We start from the raw sequence: 20,557 nt of genomic DNA, 5'->3' as shown, positions 1-20,557 counted from the left end.
CCTCACGACGTCCCTCCGCAGCCCGGCCGAGGAGGTCCCCTGGTGCGCCTGTTCCGCAGCCTGGCCCCGGTGACCGCGGCCGTCGCCCTGGTGCTCTGCCTGCCGTACGACGCGATGTCCCACCCGCGCGCGGGGGACGGGAAACCGCCCGCGCGGAACCTGTTCGGCGCCGCCTGCCGGACCTCCGTCCAGGACTCGCACGTGGTCGCCTACTGCCACAACCCCTACGTCGACACCGACCGCGTGCGCCTGCACATCGAGTGCGCCCGCTGGTGGGACCTCGACACCGACACCGCCCCGCAGGACGCCGTGGCGGCCATGACCGTACGGCTCACCGGACGCTGCTGGCAGGACGTCGCCTCGGTCTGGGTCAGCCACCAGAAGGTGCGCTGAACCGGCCCGGCCGGCACAGGAACGGATAGCTCGCCGCCTCCGCCGCCGCCCGCTCGGCGTCCCCCGCGCGGATCGCGTCCACCAGACGCGTGTGGTCCATGTGCGTCTCCGGCGTCAGCTCCTCACCCACGTCGGCGCGCAGCCAGTCCCGCAGCACCTCGCCCAGGTCGGCGGAGAGCGCCGTCATCACGTCGTTGTGGGAGGCCGCCACCACGGCCAGGTGGAAGGTCGCGTCGGCCGACACGAAGGCCTCCGCCTCGCCCGCCTCCCAGGCCCGCTCCCGCCGCACCAGCAGCGCGTCCAGCTGCTTGAGGTCCTTCTCGGTGCGCCGCTCGGCCGCCAGCCGCGCAGCCGCCGACTCCAGCGTGGACCGCAGCTCCGCGATGTGCCGCGGGTCGGCGGTCGCGAACCGGCGCTGCATCACACCCGCCAGCTCGCTCGTCGCGACCACGTAGGTGCCCGAACCCTGGCGAATGTCCAGCAGACCGTTGTGCGCCAGCGCCCGGACCGCCTCACGGACCGTGTTACGGGCCACACCCAGCTGCTCCACCAGCTCCGGCTCGGTCGGGATGCGGGAGCCGACCGGCCACTCGCCGGAAGCGATCTGACTGCGCAGCTCGGCGATGACCTGCTCGGACAGCGCCGAACGGCGCGGGTGGCTCAGAGGCATGGCACACCTTCGCACGACGGGCCCGGACCCGGGCGATCCGGGGGACAGCTCATCGGACAAGTCGCTGGACAGCTCATTGGACAACCAATCATCCCATGATTCTATGATGGGTCTCATGGCTAGTGAGGAAACCCGGACAGTGGACACCCGTCAGGCGACGACACCGACCCGACGCGGTACGGCCGCCGAGGCGAGCCCACCCGAGACGACCCCCCGCGCGAGCGGCCCGCGCGCGTGGGCGACCCGGCTCGTCGTCCTCGGCATCGTGCTGTCCGCGATGAACCTCCGCCCCGCCATCACCAGCCTCGGCGCCCTCCTGGAGGAGGTCCGCGACGGCCTCGGCATGAGCGGCAGCGTGGCCGGCCTGCTCACCTCCGTACCCCCGCTGTGCTTCGCGGTCTTCGGTGTCACAGCGCCCCGCCTGGCCCGCCGGTTCGGAGCCCCCGCCGTGGTCTGCGCCGGCATGGCCGCCATCACCGCCGGCCTGGTCATACGCCCCTACCTCGGCGGCACCGCCGGCTTCCTCGCCGCCAGCGCGCTCGCCCTCATGGGCATCGCCGTCAGCAACGTCCTGATGCCCGTCATCGTCAAGCGCTGGTTCCCCGACCGGGTCGGCTCCATGACCGGTCTCTACTCCATGGCCCTCGCCCTCGGCACCTCCCTCGCCGCCGCGGTCACCGTCCCGCTCACCGACGCCCTCGGCGGCGACTGGCGCTCCGGCCTCGCCGTCTGGGCGATCATCGCGGCGGCCGCCGTCCTGCCCTGGCTGCCCCTGCTCCGCGACCGCGGCACCGCACCGGGAGCCGAGCCGGAGCGGCCGGTGACGGCCGTGGCCGCCCCGCCCCAGGCACCGCTGCGCATGGCCCGCAGCCGTACCGCCTGGGCGCTCGCCGTCTTCTTCGGCCTCCAGGCCACCGCCGCCTACATCACCATGGGCTGGATGCCGCAGATCTTCCGGGACGCCGGCGTCCCCGCAGGCACCGCGGGCGTACTGCTCGCCGTCACCATGGTGATGGGCGTGCCCTTGGCCTTCGTCATCCCGCGAGTCGCCACCCGGCTGCCCCAGCAGGGGCCGATCGTGCTCGTCCTCGGCATGTGCGGCCTCGCCGGCTACACCGGTCTGTACCTCGCGCCCGCCGGCGGCGCCTGGGCCTGGGCCCTGCTGCTCGGCGTCTCCAACTGCGCCTTTCCGCTCGCGCTGACGATGGTCGGCATGCGCGCCCGCAGCGGCCTGGGTGTCGCCCAGCTCTCCGCCTTCGCGCAGAGCACCGGCTACCTCATCTCCATCCCCGGCCCGCTGCTGGTCGGCGTGCTCTACCAGCGCAGCGGCGGCTGGGGACTGCCGCTCGCCCTGATGGCGGCCCTGATGATCCCGCAGATGGCCGTGGGCTTCCTGGCCGGCCGCGACCGCACCGTGGAGGACGAGGCGATGGCCCGCTGACCCGCCCGGCCGCCCCGCCACCGACCCCGGCGGAGCGGCCCGGCCCGGGGATGGGACACTGGACGCATGCAGCCTGTGCTCGACCCGAACCCGCAGAACGGCCAGAAGAAGCTGCTCCTCGTCTTCGGCGCGTTCTTCGCCATCTTCGCCGTCATCGCGATCATCGCCATCATCGCGTCACCGTGACGGCCGCCCCCGGCTGACGGCCCGCCCATGGTGGTGCTGACCCCCCATCCCCTAGGGGGCCAGGGTCAGGGTCAACTGGGTGGGATACCGGATGGGTTGAGGGCCCCCGCATCCGTACCTTCGAGAGGTGACCGCGGCACGCGGACACCGACCCGCTCGAAGCACCCACGGAGGCGACCATGCCCGCCCGCACCCTTTCCCGGCCCCACCCGGCGACCCCGGGCGGCGTCGACATCCGGCTGCCCTGGTGGGCCCTCGCCCTCCCCGCCCTCGCCTTCCTCGTGCTGCTCGGACTGATACTCAACCCCTCCGACGCCCACGCGGCGAGCGGTGACCCGGCGGTCGCCCGCGTCGTGGAGCACGCCCAGCATCTCCTCGCGCGCTGACGTGGTGCCCTCCCCGAGGGTGAAAGCGCATGTCAACTCCCTGCGCCGCATGGCCTGTTTCGTGCGAAGCTGGGACTCATGAGCGCCGCTGAACCCCGCAGGATCGTCCTCTTCCGGCATGCGAAAGCCGACTGGCCCCCGGTGTCCGACCACGAGCGCCCACTCGCCGAGCGGGGCCGGATGGACGCCGCCGTCGCCGGGCGCAAGCTGGCCGACACCGGCATCACCTTCGACCTGGCCCTGTGCTCCACCGCGGTCCGGACCCGCGAGACCTGGAAGCTCGCCGTCCACGAGCTGGCGCACCGGCCGCGCACCACCTACGAGGAGCGGGTCTACGAGGCCTCGCCCGGCGAGCTGATCGCCCTGCTCAACGAGACCCCGGACGACGTGCGCACCGTCATCCTCATCGGCCACAACCCGGGCGTGCACGGCCTGGCCGAGATCCTGGCCGGCGCGGCCGAGGGCGACGCCCGGGACCGCATGAACCGCCGCGGCTTCCCCGCCGCCGGCTTCGCCCTGCTGACCTACGAGGGCCCCTGGAAGAGCCTGGAACCGGGCACGGCCACGCTCTCGGAGTACTGGGCACCCTCGGAGTAAGAGAGAGACGGCCAAGCGACCAGGCGGGAGGGGAGGGGGGCCACCCTCAGGCACCGTCCCGCCCGGTCCTCCCAGGCCTCTCCCTCTCAGTCCCCCGGTGCCCCGGCCCCCGCCGGCCACCGTCAGTCCTCGTCGTGCGTCTCCGCCGCCTCGACCTCTTCGCGGGTGACGCCGAGGAGGTAGAGCACCGTGTCGAGGAAGGGGACGTTCACGGCGGTGTGCGCGGCCTCGCGGACCACCGGTTTGGCGTTGAAGGCGACACCCAGACCGGCCGCGTTCAGCATGTCCAGATCGTTGGCGCCGTCACCGATCGCCACCGTCTGTGACAGGGGCACTCCGGCCTCGGCGGCGAACCTGCGCAGCAGCCGGGCCTTGCCCGCCCGGTCCACGATCTCGCCGGTGACCCGGCCGGTCAGCTTGCCGTCGACGATCTCCAGCGTGTTGGCCTGCGCGAAGTCGAGACCCAGCCGCTCCTTCAGATCGTCGGTGACCTGGGTGAAGCCACCCGAGACGACGCCCACCTGGTAGCCGAGCCGCTTCAGGGTGCGGATCAGGGTGCGCGCGCCCGGGGTCAGCCGGACCTCGGCGCGGACCTTCTCCACCACCGAGGCGTCCAGCCCCTTCAGCAGGGCCACCCTGGCGTGCAACGACTGCTCGAAGTCCAGTTCCCCCCGCATCGCCGCCGCCGTCACCTCGGCGACCTGGTCCTCGCACCCGGCGTGCGCGGCGAACAGCTCGATGACCTCGTCCTGGATGAGGGTCGAGTCGACGTCCATGACCACCAGCCGCTGGGCGCGCCGGTGCAGGCCCGCCGCGACGACGGCGATGTCGACACCCAGTGCCGCCGCGTCGGAGGCCAGGGCCGTGCGCAGCGCCTCGGTCTCCACCCCGGACACGGCGAACTCCACGGCGGTCACCGGGTACTTGGCGAGCCGGAAGATACGGTCGATGTTGCCGCCGGCCTTCGCGATCCGCGCGGCGATGGCGGCCGTCGACTCGGCGGTGAGCGGATGCCCCAGCACGGTCACGAGGGACCGGCCGAGGCCGCGCGGGCGGTTGTCCCCGTGCCCGGAGATGATCTCCGCCTGTATCTTCATGGACTCGGCCCAGCTGTGCACGGTGGCCCTGAGGTCACCCTCAAGCCCGGCCGGCGGCGGCGTCACCAGCGCGCACAGCACCAGCCGGCCCCGGGTGACGACCTGCTCGATGTCGACCACGTCGACCATGTAGGCGGCAAGGGTGTCGAAGAGGCCGGCCGTGATGCCCGGCCGGTCCTTGCCGAAGATCTTGACGAGGACAGTGGGGACCTCGGGGGTCTCCCCAGCGGCGGTCTGCGAAGCGCTCATGGTTCCACCACCGTATCCGGCACCCGGTGCCTCCCGCCCCCGAGGTCCGCCTGACGGACACGGAACGGCACGCCACCCGGCGGCCCGTGCCGGGTCCCTTTCGACTGTGCCAGGAAACGGCCAGGTGGGCGCGTTCTCCCCGTTCCCGGTCTTCGTCACCGGCGCGCTGTCCGCCACGAGGCCTGCCCGGAGGCGGAGGGGGAGAGGGCGGCCACTCGGGGTCGTCCAAGGGCCGGGCGAGGGTCGGGGCGCCGTAGACGTCGTACCCGGGGGCGGGCGGTGGCGCGTCCCGTACGTCCTCCTGCGCCTGGAAGCACAGCTTGCTGCCGGTGGCGTCCTTGGAGAGGCTCGTCAGCCAGGCGAGCGGCGGCAGGGCCGGCGTGGTCGCGAGCCCCGGCCGCAGAGCGCACCGGGCGGCCACCCTGTCAACAGGGCGGACCGAAGCGCGTATCGGCTTCCTTCGCAAGGCCCGGGTTTCGGTCAGAGCGCCGAGCCTGGAATAGTTCCCCACGATGTTCGACATCCCTAGACTCCCTGTGTCGGGGGTAATTCGGGGGACAACTCAGTGGGGCTTGCGGTGCCGGAACTCGTACTGGAATCAAACGGACGGACCTGGACGCTCGACGCGTCCAGGCCCTACACCCTGGGACGTGATCCGCAGGGTGACATCGTCTTCGACGACGCCAGGGTCTCATGGCGGCACGCCACGGTCAGCTTCGACGGCCGCAGTTGGGTCGTGGAGGACCACGGCAGCACCAACGGCACGTACGCGCGGGGACAGCGGATCCAGCACCTGGAGATCGGCCCGGGCTCGTCGCTGCACCTCGGCAACGCGACCGACGGACCGCGGCTGGATCTGACCGCCGCCACCGCGCCGGTCGGCGCCCCGGGACAGCAGCCGCAGGCGGCGGCGCCGTACGCGGCCCAGGGCGCCGGCGCACCCGGCTGGGCCCAGCAGCAGGCGGCACCGCAGCAGCCGCAGCCTGCCCAGCAGCCGCAGCCGAACTGGCAGCAGCAGAACCAGCAGGCGCCCGCGTTCCCGCACCAGACCGGCCCCGGCGAGCAGTTCCCGCACCAGACCGGCCCCAGCGAGCAGCCGGTGCAGAAGGCGCCCGGCGGCGCCGCGGGGGAGCCGCCGGTCCACGGCGACCGCAGCCCGACCACGTTCCACCAGTTCGCGCTCGGCCGTGTGATGCGCATCGGCCGTGCCCTGGAGAACGAGCTGGTCGTCTCCGACCTCCAGGTCTCCCGGAATCACGCTGAGTTCCACGCCACTCCCGACGGCCGCTTCGAGATCCGCGACCTCGGTTCGCACAACGGCACGTACGTCAACGGCCAGCCGATCCCCAAGGGCGGCTCGGCGGTGCTCGGCCCGAGCGACATCGTCGGCGTCGGCCACTCCACGTTCCGGATCGTCGGCGATCGCCTGGAGGAGTTCGTCGACACCGGCGAGGTCTCCTTCTCCGCGCGGCATCTGACCGTCACGGTCGACGGCGGCAAGCAGATCCTCAAGGACGTTTCCTTCGGTGTCCCGGAGAAGTCGCTGATCGCGGTCATCGGCCCGTCCGGTTCCGGAAAGTCGACCCTGCTCAAGGCGCTCACCGGCTACCGGCCCGCCAACCAGGGCGAGGTGCTGTACGACAACCGCAACCTGTACAAGCAGTTCGCCGAGCTGCGCCAGCGCATCGGTCTGGTCCCGCAGGACGACATCCTGCACAAGGAGCTGACCGTCAAGAAGGCCCTGAAGTACGCGGCCAAGCTGCGTTTCCCGGCCGACACCACCGGGCAGGAGCGCGACGCCCGTATCGACGAGGTGCTGCGCGAGCTGAAGCTGGACATCCACAAGGACAAGAAGGTCACGTCCCTGTCCGGCGGCCAGCGCAAGCGGGTCTCGGTCGCCCTGGAGCTGCTGACCAAGCCGTCGCTGATCTTCCTGGACGAGCCGACCTCCGGTCTGGACCCGGGCATGGACCGCGACGTCATGCAGCTGCTGCGCGGCCTCGCCGACGACGGCCGTACGGTCCTCGTCGTCACCCACTCGGTGGCGGAGCTGGCGCTGTGCGACAAGCTGCTGGTGATGGCGCCGGGCGGTGCGGTCGCCTACTTCGGCCCGCCGGAGGAGGCGCTGAACTTCTTCGGCTACGACAGCTGGGCCGACGTCTTCTCCGCCTTCGAGAACTACCGTGACTACGACTGGGCGGGCCGCTGGAAGGGTTCGCAGCACTATCAGCTGTACGCCGCGGACATCGACGCGGTGGCCCCGCAGGCCGTACCGATGCCGCCACCGCAGGCGATGAAGCCGCCCAAGCCGCAGAGCTGGGGTTCGCAGCTGGTCACCCTGGTCCGGCGCTATGTGTCGGTGATCGTCTCGGACAAGGGCTTCCTGGCGCTGACGGTGATCCTGCCCGCCGTGCTCGGCGCGGTCAGCCTGCTGATCGACCACGAGCGCGGCCTGCTGGTCAACGAGGCGGTCAATCCGAGGACCGGCGCCCATGTGCCGAACGGCACCGCCACCACCGTCCTGCTGATCCTCGCCGTCGGCGCGTGCTTCGCCGGTGCCGCGAACTCGGTGCGCGAGCTGATCAAGGAACGGGTGATCTACGAGCGGGAGCGCGCGACCGGTCTGTCCCGCTCGGCGTACCTGATGTCGAAGGTGGTCGTGCTCGGCGCGGTCACGGTGCTCCAAGGCCTGATGGTGGGCCTGATCGGCTTCTCCAGCCGGGAGATCCCGGACGAGGGGCTGGTGCTCGGCGGTTCGACGCTGTTCGAGCTGTGCCTGCCGGTCATGGCGCTCGGCTTCACCTCGATGATGGTGGGCCTGGTGATCTCCTCGCTGGTGAAGACCGCGGAGAAGACCATGCCGCTGCTGGTGATGTTCGCGATCATCCAGGTCGTGTTCACCGGCTGCCTGTTCACGCTGCACGGCACGCTCGGCGTGAACGAGTTCTCCTACCTGATGCCGTCGCGCTGGGCGGTGGCCGCGGCGGGCGCCACGCTGGACTTCAACGACATCGCCCCGAACACCGACGACCCGGGCAGCACCGACCCGCTGTGGGACCACACGGCGGCGGCCTGGGGCCTGGACATGGTGGCGCTGATCGCGCTCGGTGTGGCCTGCGGTTTCCTGGTGGCGCGTTTCCTGCGCCGCCACGAGCCGGAGGTCATGCGCAAGTAGCGCGGGCGGTCCCGCGGTCTCGCGGTTGCGCGAAGGGCGGCATCCCCCCGAGGGGTGCCGCCCTTCCGCGTCACGTCGTTACGTCAGAGGTCCGCGCCGACCTCAGTACGCGCTGTTGACGTTGTCGATCGTGCCGTAGCGGTCGGCCGCGTAGTTGGCGGCGGCGGTGATGTTGGCGACCGGGTCGTAGATGTTCCACGAGGTGCCGGCGACGTGGTACGCCTTGAAGGTGGGCGGGATCACCTGGAGCAGGCCCTTGGACGGGATGCCGTTGATGGCGTTGACGTCCCAGTTGTTGATGGCCATCGGGTTGCCCGAGGACTCCCGCATGATGTTCTTGTGCAGGCCGTGGTAGCTGCCCGGGATGCCCTTGGACTTCATGATGTCCAGGGACTGGCGGATCCAGCCGTCGAGGTTGTTCGCGTAGGTCTTGGCGGCGACGGGCTGCATGTCGACGCGCTGCGCGGAGCGGTTGGCGGCGGCCTGGACGGCGCGCTGCCGGTCAGCCTTCTTGGCGGCCTCGGCGGTGGCCTTCTGCTTCGCGGCGGCGTCGGCGGCCTTCTTCTGCGCGGCGTAGGTGTCGAGCTTGACCGTCTGGCCGGCGAGCTGGTCGGTGACCGTGCCCTTGACGTTCTTCAGGGCGGTGCTGGAGGCGACCTGGGCGCTGGCGGCGGGGGCGCCGGTGGTGACGGTGTGGTCGTTGCCCGGGACGGTGGTGAAGGCCAGGGCGGCGGTGCCGAGGGCGGCGACGCCGGCGATGGCGATCTTGTGCTGCTTGGTCAGGGTACGACTATAAGCTCGGGTGAGGATGTTCTTGGGCATGGCTGATGGACCTCTTCTGTAGCGCGGAGGTCGCTCTCCTGCGTCCGCCGGGGGATCGGTTCCTCCCGCACGAACGCTGCGGGCCGGAAACCCACAGCGCTGAGCGACGAGAGCAATTCTTAGCTGGCGCAAAATGCCCAGGCAAAGGTGTGACGTACGATCCCCTTTAGTGGATCAGGGAAGGGCAAAACGGGACAGAACGTGGCGTCTGCCCCGTTAGGGAGGGGGTGTGTTGTCTCCTATGTCCTTTCGTACGTGATGTGGGCCCTATGTGCGGCCTCACATCGGGGACGGCCTGTTCTCACCCTGAGTTGCCCTTGCAATCCCCTGCGTGAGGGGTCTCCTCCGGGAGGATGAGGTGCATGTCGCCGAACTCGTGCCACAGGTAGAGCCCGCGCAGCGCCTCCTCGTAGGCATGGCCGACGGCGGCCCGCCCGGCGACCGCCTCCAGCATCAGCAGATGCGAGGCCTGCGGCTCGTGCAGCCCGGTCAGCAGCCCGTCCACCACCCGCACCCCGCGCTCCGGCGTCACCACCAGGTCCGTCCACCCCCCGGCCGCCCGCACCAGCCCGTCGGGCCCCGTCGCCGACTCCACGGCCCGCACCGCCGTCGTCCCCACGGCGATCACCCGCCCGCCCTCGGCCACCACGGCGTTCACCGCCCGCGCCGACGCCGCCGGCACCACGAACCGCTCCGGGTACGGCGGCTCGTGCGCCTCGGCCGACGCCACCCCCGTGTGCAGCGTGACCGGCGCGAACCGCACCCCCCGGCTCACCAGCTCCGCCACCAGGGCCGCCGTGAAGGGCCGCCCCGCACTCGGCATCTCCGCGCTCCCGGCCCCGTCCGGCGCGGGCAGCGCGAACACCGACTGGTACGCCGACAGCGGCTGGTCCCGCTCGGTGTAGGCGTACCGGATGGGCCGCCCGTGCGCCCGCAGCACCTCCGGTACGACCGCCCCCTCGGCCCGCGCCCACCACAGCCGCTCCCCGCCCGCGCCCAGTGGCCTCTCCGGCACCAGTGGCCCCTCCAGCACCAGCCGTCCGCCACCCGGCAGGACCACTTCCCTCCCCGCGCGTACACCCGCACGCGCGCGCGTAGTGGTGCCCCGCCCGTCCGGCGCCCGTAGCTCCACCGCCCAGCGGCCGTCGTCCCCGCGCGTGGAGAAGTGCACCACCACGCGCGCGTGCCCGAGTCGCCCGTCCACGGCGGCCGCCAGCGTCGGCGAGGTGTTGACCACGAGCAGGTCACCGGCCCGCAGCAGCACCGGCAGCTCCCCGAACGCGTGGTGCGCCACCTGTGTGCCGCGCGACACCAGCAGCCGTACCGCGTCCCGGCCGAGCCCCGGCCCGCGCTGCTCCGCCGGCACCCGCGCGGACAGCTCCGCCGGTATCCGCAGGGCCGTCCTCATCGCCCCGCCACCAGAGTCGGCACCGCGTACCGCCCGCTCGCCGGCCGCTCGTCCAGCAGCCGCAGGAAACCCGGCGCCACCTCCGCCGGGTCCGGACGCGGCCCGTCGTCGTCCGGTACGGCCGCCGCGTACAGGTCGGTCGCCATGTCCCCGGGGTCCACCGCCCACACCCGCAGCTCCGGCTCCTCCACGCCCAGCACCGCCATCAGCTGGTCCAGGGCCGCCTTCGAGGCGCCGTAACCGCCCCAGGTGCCGTACGCCTTAGCCGCCGCGTCCGAGCTGACCGCGATCACCGTGCCTGCCCGCGCCACCCGCAGCAGGGGCAGCGCCTCCTGCACCAGGCCCAGCGCGGCCGTCACGTTCACCTCCAGCGCCCGCCGCAGGCCCTCCAGCGGCAGCTCCGCCAGCCGGGGCAGCGGCTCGGCACCCAGCGCGCTCGCGTTGCTCACCAGCAGCTCGACGCCGCCCAGGTCCCACGCGGCGGCCACCAGCGCCCTGCGGTGCCCGGCGTCCACGACGTCCCCCGGCAGCGCCACCACGCGCGTCCCGTGCCCGGCCAGCGACCGCGCCGCCTCCTCCAGTGCCGCCGCGCCCCGGGCGTCCAGCCAGATCCCAGCCCCGCGCGGCCAGCGCACCGGCCAGCGCCCGCCCCAGCCCCTTCGACGCGCCCGTGATGATCGCTACCGGCATGACATCCGTCCCCTCGTCGCCTCACCGCGCCCGTCCGGGGCGGTGATCACACCGTAGGAACGGACCCCACCGGGCCACCTCAGGCGCGAGCCGCAGCACACGGGGTCCCTTCGGCGTAGACCCGGACCCCGGGTCCGCCGGCCTACTCCGCGCGACCTAGGCCCAGCGGCCCAGGTCACGCCGTCACCGGTCCGATCCGCGCTGTCACACCCCGCCGGTACCGTGAGGACATGAGTCAAGGCCCCCGGTCCGGCCTCGTCGCGGTCAGCGCCGCGCTGCTGGCCATGAGCAGGCACCTGGAGGTGCGCGACGTCCTCAAGACGATCGTCGCCTCCGCCCGCGAACTGCTCGACGCGCGCTACGCCGCCCTCGGTGTGCCGGACGATCACGGCGGCTTCGCCCAGTTCGTCGTGGACGGCGTCAGCGACGACGAGTGGAAGGCCATCGGCCCGCTGCCCCGCCAGCACGGCATCCTCGCCGCGATGCTCCACGACGCGAAGCCCGAGCGCCTCGCCGACGTGCGCGAGGACCCCCGCTTCGAGGGCTGGCCGGCCGCCCACCCCGACCTCGCCGACTTCCTCGGCCTGCCCATCCGCGACGGCGACGACATCATCGGCGCGCTGTTCCTCGCCAACAAGCAGCGCCCCCGCGCGGACCACCCGGCAGACGCCGAGGGCGAGCGGAGCTGCGGCTTCACCGAGGAGGACGAGGAACTGCTCGCCCTCCTCGCCCAGCACGCCGCCATCGCCCTGACCAACGCCCGCCTCTACGAACGCAGCCGCGAGCTGACCATCGCCGAGGAACGCTCCCGCCTCGCCCACGAACTGCACGACGCCGTCAGCCAGAAGCTCTTCTCCCTGCGCCTGACCGCCCAGGCCGCCACCGCCCTCGTCGACCGCGACCCCGCCCGCGCCAAGGACGAACTCCACCAGGTGACCGCCCTCGCCGCCGAGGCCGCCGACGAACTGCGCGCCGCTGTCGTGGAGTTGCGGCCCGCCGCCCTGGACGAGGACGGCCTCCTCGCCACCCTGCGCACCCATGCCCAGGTCCTCGACCGCGCCCACAGCGCGTGCGTGACCTTCACCGGCGGCGCCTTCCGCGCCCTGCCCGCCGCCCAGGAAGAGGCCGTGCTGCGGGTCGCCCAGGAGGCCCTGCACAACGCCCTGCGCCACTCCGGCGCCGCACACGTCGACGTGAGCGTGGAGCGCCGCGGCCCCGGCGCCGTCCTGCGCGTCACCGACGACGGCGGCGGCTTCGACCCGGGGCGCGTGCGCAGCGCCGGCCGCCATCTCGGCCTGGTCTCCATGCGGGACCGGGCGAGCGGTGTCGGCGGCACACTGACCGTGGCGTCGGCGCCCGGCGAGGGCACCACGATCGAGATGGAGGTTCCCGGTGGCTGAGGCGATCAGGGTGCTGCTGGTCGACGACCACCAGGTCGTCCGCCGGGGACTGCGCACCTTCCTGGAGGTCCAGGACGACATAGAGGTGGTCGGCGAGGCCGCCGACGGCACCGAGGGGGTCGCCCGCGCCGAGGAACTGCGGCCGGACGTCGTCCTCATGGACATCAAGATGCCGGGCACGGACGGCATCGACGCCCTGCGCAGACTCCGCGAACTGGACAACTCCGCGCGCGTGCTGATCGTCACCAGCTTCACCGAACAGCGCACGGTCGTGCCCGCCCTGCGCGCCGGCGCCGCCGGGTACGTCTACAAGGACGTGGACCCCGACGCCCTGGCCGGTGCCATCCGCTCCGTGCACGCCGGACACGTCCTGCTCCAGCCGGAGGTCGCCGGCGCCCTGCTCGCCCAGGAGGAGGCCGGCGGCGGCCAGGGCAGGGGCGGCTCGCTCACCGAACGCGAACGCGAGGTGCTCGGTCTGATCGCCGACGGACGCTCCAACCGCGAGATCGCCCGCGCGCTGGTGCTGTCCGAGAAGACCGTCAAGACGCACGTCTCCAACATCCTGATGAAGCTCGACCTCGCCGACCGCACCCAGGCCGCGCTGTGGGCCGTACGCCACGGCATGACCAGGTGAAGCGCTCTCCATACGAAAGTACTCACGACCATATGAAAGGTTGCGGCCCGGACCGAGATTCATACCGTCGTGGGAATGTCACCCGGATGGCGCACCCTCCGGTGATCTCCGCCGTTCTCCAGTGCGTGCCGCGGCGAACCGCCGTGGCGAACGTCCAGGAGGGGCTGAAAGTGAAGAACCTGAAGAAGGCAGCGGCCGTGACCATGGTGGCCGGCGGCCTGCTCGCCGCCGGTACCGGAATGGCCTCCGCCGCCGACGGCGCCCACGCCGCGGGCACCGCCGTCGGCTCCCCGGGTGTCGTCTCCGGCAACGCCGTCCAGGCCCCGGTGGACGTCCCGGTGAACGTGGTCGGCAACAGCGTCGACGTCATCGGCGTGCTGAACCCGGCCTTCGGCAACCTCGGCCTCAACCACTGAGACCGGCCGCAGCCGCCCCAGGCCCCCCGGGTGTCACCGGGGGGCCTGCCCGGTCTCCGGACCCCGCCTCCCGGTCGGCTTGTCATCCGACTGCCCCGAACGGAGCGCGTCCCCCCAGCCGCCGTACCCCCGCGCACGCCTCCCGCGTTGACCAGCGCACGACCCACGGCCGGGTCGGACCAGCCGAGCAGGAGGAACCCGTTCCATGAACATCGCCAAGAAGGCCGCCGTCGCCGTCACCGTCGCCGGTATCGCCGCGGGCGCGTCCGCCGGTGCCGCCTTCGCCGACGCGGACGCCCAGGGCGCGGCCGTCAAGTCCCCGGGCGTCGCCTCCGGCAACGTCGCCCAGATCCCGCTCGACGTCCCGGTCAACGCCAGCGGCCTGACCATCGACGTGATCGGACTTCTGAACCCCGCCTTCGGCAACACCTCCGTCAACCACTGACGCGACGGAACCGAGGCAGGACTCCCGGGGCGACACGGCTCCGGGAGCCACCGGTCAGCGCACCCCGCGCTCCCGCTCCTCCACCACCGAGTTGTACGCCGCCACCTGCGCCCGCCGCGCCGTCCGCTCCACCGGCCGCAGCGCCGCACCGCGCGCCGCCATCTCCGCCGCGCTCACCGCGCCCCCGTGCCCGCCGTCGTACGCCAGCGACACCAGCAGCCCCACCCGCTGCGCCAGCTCCAACACCCGCACCGCCCGCGGCGGATACCCCGGCGCCAGCACCTCCCGGCCCCGCTCGGCCCGCGCCCGGTACGCGTCGATCGCCGCCTCCGCCACCGGACCCGACCCGGCGACATCCAGCTTCGAGAGCACCTCGGTCGCCTCCCGCAGCGCCTCCGCCAGCTCCCGCTCGGCCTCACCCAGCGACGGCACGTCGGCCGGCGGCGCCTCCCGCACCGGCAGCACCCGCCACACCACCTCGGCGTGCACATCACCCGCGGGACCGGCCTCCGACACCTCCGGCACCAGCCCGAACGCGGCACCGAAACAGACCACCGCCTCCTCGGCCTCCAGCGCCCGCGCGTTGAACTCCGGCGGACCGCTCAGCCCCAGCGGATGACCCGGCGCCGGCAGCGCGAGCCGCAGCCCGGTCGCCCCCAGCGCCCGCAGCCGCCCCAGCGCGAGCGTGAGCCCCACCTGACCCGGGTCCCCGGGCAGCCCCGCCACCCGGTGCACGGCGTCCTCGCCCACGATGGCGAGCGCGGCGTCGTCCGGCGAGACAAGTCCGGCCAAAAGGGCGTTTCCCCAAGCGGCGAGGCGTCCTGAACGCGATTCCGAGAGCATGCCCCCACCCTAAGGACAGGACCGATGGAATGGAGCGGGGCACTCGTGGCGTAGATTTCATAGGGGCCCGCCCACCGGCGCGGCGGACCGAGCCACAGGCGTACGCGACAGCCGAGACCGGCCACACTGCAAGGGGAGACAACGCGCTCATGAGCGATGTTCTGGAGCTTCAGGACGTATCCGTGGTCCGTGAGGACCGGGCTCTGGTGGACCAGGTCTCCTGGTCGGTGAAGGAGGGCGAGCGCTGGGTCATCCTCGGCCCGAACGGCGCCGGCAAGACCACCCTCCTCAACGTCGCCTCCAGCTACCTCTACCCCAGCAAGGGCACCGCCACCATCCTCGGCGAGACCCTCGGCAGGCCCGGCACCGACGTCTTCGAACTGCGCCCCCGCATCGGCGTGGCCGGCATCGCCCTCGCCGACAAGCTCCCCAAGCGCCAGACCGTGCTCCAGACGGTCCTCACCGCCGCCTACGGCATGACCGCCGGCTGGCAGGAGGAGTACGAGGACGTCGACGAACAGCGCGCCCGCGCCTTCCTCGACCGCCTCGGCATGAGCGACTACCTCGACCGGAAGTTCGGCACCCTCTCCGAGGGCGAGCGCAAGCGCACCCTCATCGCCCGCGCCCTGATGACCGACCCCGAGCTGCTCCTCCTCGACGAGCCCGCCGCCGGCCTCGACCTCGGCGGCCGCGAGGACCTGGTCCGTCGCCTCGGCCGGCTCGCCCGCGACCCCATCGCCCCCTCGATGATCATGGTCACGCACCACGTCGAGGAGATCGCCCCCGGCTTCACCCACGTCCTCATGATCCGCCAGGGCAAGGTCCTCACCGCCGGCCCCATCGAGCTGGAGCTGACCTCCCGCAACCTCTCCCGCTGCTTCGGCCTCCCGCTCGTCGTGGAGCAGGTCGGCGACCGCTGGACCGCGCACGGCCTGCCCCTGTCCTGACCCGGCACCCCGGCCCGCCCCCTGGGCGCCCTGTCCGCCATCCCACCGCGGCCCTACCATGACCATGTGAACGCCATAGACGCATGGGTGTGGTGGCTCGTCGGCGCGGCGGCGCTCGGTATCCCGCTCGTGGTCACCGCGATGCCGGAGTTCGGCATGCTCGCGGTCGGCGCCGTCGCCGCCGCGGTCGCCGCGGGCCTCGGCTTCGACGCCGTCCTCCAGGTGCTCGTGTTCGTCCTCGTCTCCGTCGCCCTCATCGCGGTCGTCCGGCCCATCGCGGCCCGCCACAGCCGACAGCGCCCCCAACTCGCCACCGGCGTCGACGCGTTGAGAGGCAAACAGGCCGTGGTCCTGGAACGCGTCGACAGCGCCGGCGGCCGCGTCAAGCTCGCCGGGGAGATCTGGTCGGCCCGTGCCCTCGACACCGGCCGCGCCTACGAAGTGGGCCAGGAGGTGGACGTCGTGGACATCGAAGGAGCCACCGCGATCGTCATCTGACGCGTCGCACGCGCGAGTTGGGCATCCGGCCCACGGGACGGACGACGGTCTGTCAGACTCGACCAGCAAGATCTTCTACAACGGATCTGCCACACCGGATCTGCCACAACGACGAGATCTGCCGAGGGCGCCACGGCGGAGAGGGGTACGGGGAACACGATGGAACCGGTCATCATCGTCCTGATCATTCTGGTGGTGTTGGTCTTCATCGCCCTGATCAAGACCATCCAGGTCATCCCACAGGCCAGCGCCGCCATCGTCGAGCGCTTCGGCCGCTACACACGCACCCTGAACGCGGGCCTCAACATCGTGGTCCCGTTCATAGACACCATCCGCAACCGCATCGACCTGCGCGAACAGGTCGTACCGTTCCCGCCCCAGCCGGTGATCACCCAGGACAACCTGGTCGTGAACATCGACACCGTCATCTACTACCAGGTGACCGACGCCCGGGCCGCCACCTACGAGGTCGCCAGCTACATCCAGGCGATCGAGCAGCTCACCGTCACCACGCTGCGCAACATCATCGGCGGCATGGACCTGGAACGCACCCTGACCTCCCGCGAGGAGATCAACGCGGCCCTGCGCGGCGTCCTCGACGAGGCCACCGGCAAGTGGGGCATCCGCGTCAACCGCGTGGAACTCAAGGCCATCGAACCGCCCACCTCCATCCAGGACTCGATGGAGAAGCAGATGCGCGCCGACCGTGACAAGCGCGCCGCGATCCTCACCGCCGAGGGCACGCGCCAGGCCGCCATCCTCACCGCCGAGGGCGAGAAGCAGTCCCAGATCCTGCGCGCCGAGGGTGAGGCCAAGGCAGCCGCCCTGCGCGCCGAGGGCGAGGCCCAGGCCGTCCGCACGGTCTTCGAGGCCATCCACGCCGGCGACCCGGACCAGAAGCTGCTGTCCTACCAGTACCTCCAGATGCTCCCGAAGATCGCCGAGGGCGACGCCAACAAGCTCTGGATCGTCCCCAGCGAGATCGGCGACGCCCTCAAGGGCCTCTCCGGAGCGATGGGCAACTTCGGCCCCCTGGGCGGCGGAGGCAACGGCGGCGGAGCGTCCGTCCCGCCACAGACCGGCACCTCCGGCACGGAACGCCGCGAGAAGCCCCGCATCGACTAGCGGCCACGCAGTTCCACCCGCGCCCTGCCAGGGGCGCGGGTGGAACTACGCGAACAACCGACGACACCCGCAGCCGCCGCCGGACAAAGCCCCCCGGATGCCTAGGCGGCTTCCCGAGCCAGCCACTCAGGCAGCGCCTCGAACTCCTCGGCCCCCAGCGCGAGCAGCATCGCGTCGGCCGGAGTGGGCTCGAAAGGCTCCGCCAGCAGAGCCATCCCCGCCTCCACCGGAGTCCGGTTCGCCTTGCGGTGATTGTCCTCCGCGCACGCGGCGACCGTGTTCAGCCAGGTGTCCTGCCCACCCTGCGCCCGCGGCACCACGTGGTCCACGGTCGTCGCCCGCCGCCCGCAGTACGCGCACCGGTGCCGGTCCCGGACCAGCACCCCCCGCCGCGACCACGGGGCTTGTCTTCGGAACGGCACCCGTACGTACCGGCAGAGCCTGATCACCCGTGGCGCCGGTATCTCCACCTCGGCACCGCGCATGCGCAGTTCCGGGTGGGCCTGCTCGACGACGGCCTTGTCCTGGAGCACCAGGACGACGGCGCGGTTCAGGGTCACCGTCGACAGCGGCTCGAAGCTCGCGTTCAGCACCAGCGTGTCCCGCATCCAGCCCACCTCCCGTGCGCACCTGCCCACCCCCCGGCGGGCTCGGCTCAACTCTGTACGGGCGCGCCAGGATGGACAACGCAATAAAAATGCCCGCCTCCGATCACTTCCAAGACCGGAGACGGGCAAACGTTCCATGAACGGTCAGCCCTGAGCGGGAACCTCGTACTCACCGATGAGCTGGGCCCGCGCGAGGGTGTGGAACCGCAGGTTGAAGCCGACGACGGCGGGGGAGGCGTCCGCGTCCGGACCCAGCTTCTCCTGGTCCACCGCGTACACCGTGAAGACGTACCGGTGCGGGCCGTCCCCGGGCGGCGGAGCGGCACCCCCGAACTCCTTCGACCCGTAGTCGTTCCGCGCGTGCACGGCGCCCTCGGGCAGTCCCTCGAACGTGCCGCCGCCCGCACCGGCCGGCAACTCCGTCACCGAGGCCGGGATGTCGAACAGCACCCAGTGCCAGAACCCGCTGCCGGTCGGCGCGTCCGGGTCGTAGCAGGTCACGGCGAAGCTCTTGGTCTCCGGCGGGAAGCCCTCCCACCGCAGCTGCGGCGACGTGTCGCCCTCCGCCTGAACCTGGGCACTCCCCAGCGTCTCGCCGTCCCGGACGTCCGCGCTCGTCACCGTGAACGACGGCACGGGGGGATGGAAGTCATGGGGGAGCGGCCGCCGCTTGAGCTCGGTCACCTCGGTACCTCCTGATCGATGATCTGGAACCACTGGTTCCCGAGCCTAGAACCAGTTACGCCTGCTGCCGACCTCGGACAGCCACTGGTTGAGGTAGGCCGCCCAGTCGGTCCCCTGCCAGTCGTCCAGACCGACCTGGAACGAGCGGAAGGTGTCCGAGCCCTCGCTGAACAGGCCCGGCTTCTTGTCCATCTCCAGCACGACGTCCATCGCGTGCTCGTCGGCGACGAAGCTCAGCTCGACCTGGTGCAGACCGCGGTACTGCGACGGCGGGAAGAACTCGATCTCCTGGTAGAACGGCAGCCGCTGCCGGGTGCCCCGGATGTGACCGCGCTCCATGTCCGCGCTCTTGAAGCGGAAACCGAGCTGGATGAAGGCGTCCAGGATCGCCTGCTGCGCCGGCAGCGGGTGCACGTTGATCGGGTCCAGGTCACCCGAGTCGACGGCCCGCGCGATCGCCAGCTCGGTGGTCACACCGATGTTCATCCCGCGCAGCGACTGTCCGTCGATCATCGTGACCGGGGTCTCCCACGGGATCTCCAGACCGAACGGCACCGCGTGCACGGCACCGGCCCGCAGCTCGAAGGCGCCGCCGAGCCGCACCTTCGTGAACTCGATGTTCTGCTTGTACTCCTCGTCGCCGCTCTCCACCTCGACCTTGGCCTGGAGACCCACCGACAGACCCTCGATGTCCTGGTTCACGGACCCGCCCTGGATCCGCACCTCACCCTGGACCACACCGCCGGGTACGACGTTGACCTCCGTCAGCACCGTCTCGACCGAGGCGCCACCGGCCCCGAGGCTCGCGAGCAGCTTCTTGAACGCCATGACTCTCCCTTTACGAATGGACCCTCGCCCGGTACAAACGCGCTGCGCCCCCGGCCGGTTCCGCCGGAACGGTGACCCGTCTGGGCTACCCTCGGACGGCATGATCGCGCCCCCGGACCGTACGCCACTGCCTCGTGACTTCTTCAACCGCCCGATCCTGGAGGTCGCCCCCGACCTGATCGGGCGGATCCTGGTCCGGACGACCCCCGACGGCCCCATCGCCCTCCGCCTCACCGAGGTCGAGGCCTACGACGGCCCCAACGACCCCGGTTCGCACGCCTACCGGGGCCGCACGCCCCGCAACGCGGTGATGTTCGGACCCCCCGGACACGTGTACGTCTACTTCACCTACGGCATGTGGCACTGCATGAACCTGGTCTGCGGCCCCGAGGGCGAGGCGAGCGCCGTGCTGCTCCGCGCCGGAGAGGTGATCGAGGGCGTGGAACTCGCCCGGAAGCGCCGGCCCTCGGCCCGCAACGACAGGGAACTGGCCAAGGGCCCGGCCCGCCTCGCCACGGCCCTGGAGGTCGACCGAGCCCTGGACGGCACGGACGCGTGCACCACCGGCGAGACCCCCCTGAGGATGCTGACCGGCACCCCCGTCCCCTCCCACCAGGTACGCACCGGCCCGCGCACCGGCGTCGCCGGCGAGGGCGGAAGCGGCGACCTGCACCCCTGGCGCTACTGGCTCGCCGACGATCCGACCGTCAGCCCCTACCGGGCCCATGTGCCCCGGCGCAGGCGAAGTTGACGGAGTCCTCGAAGGTGCGTAATGTATCCCAAGCCGCTGAACCGGGTACGGCGATCGCCTGCAGCCGGAGCGGCCAACCCACTACCTAGTCATCACCCCTCGCAGGGGTCGATTTCGGCGCGCTCGCGTGCCCGAATTCGAACTCGGAAGACTCGATTATGAGTCGCGGCGGAGATCGGCTAACGTAGTGAATGTCGAAAGGCCGACGGGCGAAAGCCCAAAAGCCCCAGACAATCCCGCCGACCGGGAATCGGACGCCGAAAG

Annotated in this window: 22 protein-coding genes and 1 pseudogene; 14 read left to right on the top strand and 9 right to left on the bottom strand. The window is 71.8% G+C overall.

The window, feature by feature from the left end; translation table 11 throughout:
* Nucleotides 1-42: 42 nt before the first annotated feature.
* Nucleotides 43-393, top strand: coding sequence for a hypothetical protein (locus NX794_RS18420; RefSeq protein ID WP_258779656.1), 351 nt, complete (start codon nt 43-45; stop codon nt 391-393).
* Here the strand turns inward: NX794_RS18420 and NX794_RS18415 are convergent.
* On the bottom strand, nt 371-1,063 hold the full coding sequence (locus tag NX794_RS18415) for a FadR/GntR family transcriptional regulator (RefSeq protein WP_258779655.1): 693 nt from the start codon (nt 1,061-1,063) through the stop codon (nt 371-373). The two genes, NX794_RS18420 and NX794_RS18415, sit on opposite strands and share 23 nt — an antisense overlap.
* A gap of 103 nt (nt 1,064-1,166) precedes the next feature.
* Between NX794_RS18415 and NX794_RS18410 the strand changes: the two genes are divergently transcribed.
* The 4 genes from NX794_RS18410 (at nt 1,167) to NX794_RS18395 (ending at nt 3,673) form a co-directional block, all read left to right on the top strand.
* Nucleotides 1,167-2,504, top strand: a complete 1,338-nt coding sequence (locus NX794_RS18410; RefSeq protein WP_258779654.1) for a CynX/NimT family MFS transporter — start codon at nt 1,167-1,169, stop codon at nt 2,502-2,504.
* A gap of 66 nt (nt 2,505-2,570) precedes the next feature.
* Nucleotides 2,571-2,690, top strand: coding sequence for an SGM_5486 family transporter-associated protein (locus NX794_RS18405; RefSeq protein ID WP_258779653.1), 120 nt, complete (start codon nt 2,571-2,573; stop codon nt 2,688-2,690).
* A gap of 179 nt (nt 2,691-2,869) precedes the next feature.
* Nucleotides 2,870-3,076 carry a hypothetical protein gene (locus NX794_RS18400; protein ID WP_258779652.1) on the top strand — a complete coding sequence of 69 codons (207 nt, stop codon included), beginning with the start codon at nt 2,870-2,872 and terminating at the stop codon, nt 3,074-3,076.
* Nucleotides 3,077-3,154: 78 nt separating this feature from the next.
* On the top strand, nt 3,155-3,673 hold the full coding sequence (locus tag NX794_RS18395) for a SixA phosphatase family protein (RefSeq protein ID WP_258779651.1): 519 nt from the start codon (nt 3,155-3,157) through the stop codon (nt 3,671-3,673).
* Nucleotides 3,674-3,795: 122 nt separating this feature from the next.
* Here the strand turns inward: NX794_RS18395 and serB are convergent, their stop codons facing one another.
* Nucleotides 3,796-5,019, bottom strand: coding sequence for a phosphoserine phosphatase SerB (gene serB / locus NX794_RS18390; RefSeq protein ID WP_258779650.1), 1,224 nt, complete (start codon nt 5,017-5,019; stop codon nt 3,796-3,798).
* A 577-nt stretch (nt 5,020-5,596) separates the two neighbouring features.
* Between serB and NX794_RS18385 the strand changes: the two genes are divergently transcribed.
* The gene (locus NX794_RS18385; RefSeq protein ID WP_258779649.1) at nt 5,597-8,194 is read left to right on the top strand and encodes an ABC transporter ATP-binding protein/permease; all 2,598 of its coding nucleotides are present in this window, start codon (nt 5,597-5,599) and stop codon (nt 8,192-8,194) included.
* Between the two features lie 102 nt (nt 8,195-8,296).
* Here NX794_RS18385 and NX794_RS18380 read toward each other — a convergent pair whose 3' ends face one another.
* The 3 genes and pseudogenes from NX794_RS18380 to NX794_RS18370 all read right to left on the bottom strand — a co-directional run bounded on the left by NX794_RS18380 (nt 8,297) and on the right by NX794_RS18370 (nt 11,114).
* Nucleotides 8,297-9,016 (bottom strand): transglycosylase SLT domain-containing protein, encoded by a 720-nt coding sequence (locus NX794_RS18380; RefSeq protein ID WP_258779648.1) that lies wholly within the window; start codon nt 9,014-9,016, stop codon nt 8,297-8,299.
* 301 nt (nt 9,017-9,317) lie between these two features.
* Nucleotides 9,318-10,424: an S-adenosylmethionine:tRNA ribosyltransferase-isomerase gene (locus tag NX794_RS18375; RefSeq protein WP_258779647.1), complete on the bottom strand. Its 1,107-nt coding sequence runs from the start codon at nt 10,422-10,424 to the stop codon at nt 9,318-9,320.
* A pseudogene (locus NX794_RS18370) lies at nt 10,421-11,114 on the bottom strand (SDR family NAD(P)-dependent oxidoreductase). The gene NX794_RS18375 and the pseudogene NX794_RS18370 overlap by 4 nt, the downstream one beginning before the upstream one ends.
* 230 nt (nt 11,115-11,344) lie before the next feature.
* Between NX794_RS18370 and NX794_RS18365 the strand changes: the two are divergent.
* The 4 genes from NX794_RS18365 to NX794_RS18350 all read left to right on the top strand — a co-directional run bounded on the left by NX794_RS18365 (nt 11,345) and on the right by NX794_RS18350 (nt 14,009).
* On the top strand, nt 11,345-12,514 hold the full coding sequence (locus NX794_RS18365; protein WP_258779646.1) for a GAF domain-containing sensor histidine kinase: 1,170 nt from the start codon (nt 11,345-11,347) through the stop codon (nt 12,512-12,514).
* Nucleotides 12,507-13,148, top strand: a complete 642-nt coding sequence (locus NX794_RS18360; protein WP_258779645.1) for a response regulator — start codon at nt 12,507-12,509, stop codon at nt 13,146-13,148. The genes NX794_RS18365 and NX794_RS18360 overlap by 8 nt, the downstream gene beginning before the upstream one ends.
* A 170-nt stretch (nt 13,149-13,318) precedes the next feature.
* Nucleotides 13,319-13,564, top strand: coding sequence for a chaplin (locus NX794_RS18355; RefSeq protein ID WP_258779644.1), 246 nt, complete (start codon nt 13,319-13,321; stop codon nt 13,562-13,564).
* A 205-nt stretch (nt 13,565-13,769) separates the two neighbouring features.
* Nucleotides 13,770-14,009, top strand: a complete 240-nt coding sequence (locus NX794_RS18350) for a chaplin (protein ID WP_258779643.1) — start codon at nt 13,770-13,772, stop codon at nt 14,007-14,009.
* Nucleotides 14,010-14,063: 54 nt separating this feature from the next.
* Here the strand turns inward: NX794_RS18350 and NX794_RS18345 are convergent, their stop codons facing one another.
* On the bottom strand, nt 14,064-14,852 hold the full coding sequence (locus NX794_RS18345) for a hypothetical protein (RefSeq protein WP_258779642.1): 789 nt from the start codon (nt 14,850-14,852) through the stop codon (nt 14,064-14,066).
* A gap of 149 nt (nt 14,853-15,001) precedes the next feature.
* Between NX794_RS18345 and NX794_RS18340 the strand changes: the two genes are divergently transcribed.
* The 3 genes from NX794_RS18340 to NX794_RS18330 all read left to right on the top strand — a co-directional run bounded on the left by NX794_RS18340 (nt 15,002) and on the right by NX794_RS18330 (nt 17,422).
* Nucleotides 15,002-15,799, top strand: a complete 798-nt coding sequence (locus NX794_RS18340; protein ID WP_258779641.1) for an ABC transporter ATP-binding protein — start codon at nt 15,002-15,004, stop codon at nt 15,797-15,799.
* A gap of 66 nt (nt 15,800-15,865) precedes the next feature.
* Nucleotides 15,866-16,297 carry an NfeD family protein gene (locus NX794_RS18335; RefSeq protein ID WP_258779640.1) on the top strand — a complete coding sequence of 144 codons (432 nt, stop codon included), beginning with the start codon at nt 15,866-15,868 and terminating at the stop codon, nt 16,295-16,297.
* Nucleotides 16,298-16,456: 159 nt separating this feature from the next.
* Nucleotides 16,457-17,422 carry an SPFH domain-containing protein gene (locus NX794_RS18330; protein ID WP_258779639.1) on the top strand — a complete coding sequence of 322 codons (966 nt, stop codon included), beginning with the start codon at nt 16,457-16,459 and terminating at the stop codon, nt 17,420-17,422.
* 101 nt (nt 17,423-17,523) lie between these two features.
* Here NX794_RS18330 and NX794_RS18325 read toward each other — a convergent pair whose 3' ends face one another.
* The 3 genes from NX794_RS18325 to NX794_RS18315 form a co-directional block, all read right to left on the bottom strand.
* The gene (locus NX794_RS18325; protein ID WP_258779638.1) at nt 17,524-18,030 is read right to left on the bottom strand and encodes an HNH endonuclease; all 507 of its coding nucleotides are present in this window, start codon (nt 18,028-18,030) and stop codon (nt 17,524-17,526) included.
* A gap of 144 nt (nt 18,031-18,174) precedes the next feature.
* The gene (locus tag NX794_RS18320; protein ID WP_258779637.1) at nt 18,175-18,714 is read right to left on the bottom strand and encodes a YbhB/YbcL family Raf kinase inhibitor-like protein; all 540 of its coding nucleotides are present in this window, start codon (nt 18,712-18,714) and stop codon (nt 18,175-18,177) included.
* 45 nt (nt 18,715-18,759) lie between these two features.
* Nucleotides 18,760-19,542 (bottom strand): sporulation protein, encoded by a 783-nt coding sequence (locus NX794_RS18315; protein ID WP_258779636.1) that lies wholly within the window; start codon nt 19,540-19,542, stop codon nt 18,760-18,762.
* 100 nt (nt 19,543-19,642) lie between these two features.
* Between NX794_RS18315 and NX794_RS18310 the strand changes: the two genes are divergently transcribed.
* Nucleotides 19,643-20,293 carry a DNA-3-methyladenine glycosylase gene (locus NX794_RS18310; protein WP_258779635.1) on the top strand — a complete coding sequence of 217 codons (651 nt, stop codon included), beginning with the start codon at nt 19,643-19,645 and terminating at the stop codon, nt 20,291-20,293.
* Nucleotides 20,294-20,557 lie beyond the last annotated feature (264 nt).

This window comes from Streptomyces pyxinicus, from assembly GCF_024753135.1.
Lineage (GTDB): Bacteria > Actinomycetota > Actinomycetes > Streptomycetales > Streptomycetaceae > Streptomyces > Streptomyces pyxinicus.
The sequence above is the reverse complement of the archived record's forward strand: the minus strand, read 5'-3'. Positions and strand labels throughout refer to the sequence as shown.

Excerpts from the sequence above, each read along its gene's own strand:
- NX794_RS18330 (WP_258779639.1), top strand. The coding sequence starts at position 16,457 with ATGGAACCGGTCATCATCGTCCTGATCATTCTGGTGGTGTTGGTCTTC.
- NX794_RS18340 (WP_258779641.1), top strand. The coding sequence starts at position 15,002 with ATGAGCGATGTTCTGGAGCTTCAGGACGTATCCGTGGTCCGTGAGGAC.
- NX794_RS18310 (WP_258779635.1), top strand. The coding sequence starts at position 19,643 with ATGATCGCGCCCCCGGACCGTACGCCACTGCCTCGTGACTTCTTCAAC.
- NX794_RS18345 (WP_258779642.1), bottom strand. The coding sequence starts at position 14,852 with ATGCTCTCGGAATCGCGTTCAGGACGCCTCGCCGCTTGGGGAAACGCC.
- NX794_RS18315 (WP_258779636.1), bottom strand. The coding sequence starts at position 19,542 with ATGGCGTTCAAGAAGCTGCTCGCGAGCCTCGGGGCCGGTGGCGCCTCG.
- NX794_RS18375 (WP_258779647.1), bottom strand. The coding sequence starts at position 10,424 with ATGAGGACGGCCCTGCGGATACCGGCGGAGCTGTCCGCGCGGGTGCCG.
- NX794_RS18325 (WP_258779638.1), bottom strand. The coding sequence starts at position 18,030 with ATGCGGGACACGCTGGTGCTGAACGCGAGCTTCGAGCCGCTGTCGACG.
- NX794_RS18395 (WP_258779651.1), top strand. The coding sequence starts at position 3,155 with ATGAGCGCCGCTGAACCCCGCAGGATCGTCCTCTTCCGGCATGCGAAA.
- NX794_RS18350 (WP_258779643.1), top strand. The coding sequence starts at position 13,770 with ATGAACATCGCCAAGAAGGCCGCCGTCGCCGTCACCGTCGCCGGTATC.
- NX794_RS18400 (WP_258779652.1), top strand. The coding sequence starts at position 2,870 with ATGCCCGCCCGCACCCTTTCCCGGCCCCACCCGGCGACCCCGGGCGGC.
- serB (WP_258779650.1), bottom strand. The coding sequence starts at position 5,019 with ATGAGCGCTTCGCAGACCGCCGCTGGGGAGACCCCCGAGGTCCCCACT.
- NX794_RS18405 (WP_258779653.1), top strand. The coding sequence starts at position 2,571 with ATGCAGCCTGTGCTCGACCCGAACCCGCAGAACGGCCAGAAGAAGCTG.
- NX794_RS18415 (WP_258779655.1), bottom strand. The coding sequence starts at position 1,063 with ATGCCTCTGAGCCACCCGCGCCGTTCGGCGCTGTCCGAGCAGGTCATC.
- NX794_RS18410 (WP_258779654.1), top strand. The coding sequence starts at position 1,167 with ATGATGGGTCTCATGGCTAGTGAGGAAACCCGGACAGTGGACACCCGT.
- NX794_RS18380 (WP_258779648.1), bottom strand. The coding sequence starts at position 9,016 with ATGCCCAAGAACATCCTCACCCGAGCTTATAGTCGTACCCTGACCAAG.
- NX794_RS18365 (WP_258779646.1), top strand. The coding sequence starts at position 11,345 with ATGAGTCAAGGCCCCCGGTCCGGCCTCGTCGCGGTCAGCGCCGCGCTG.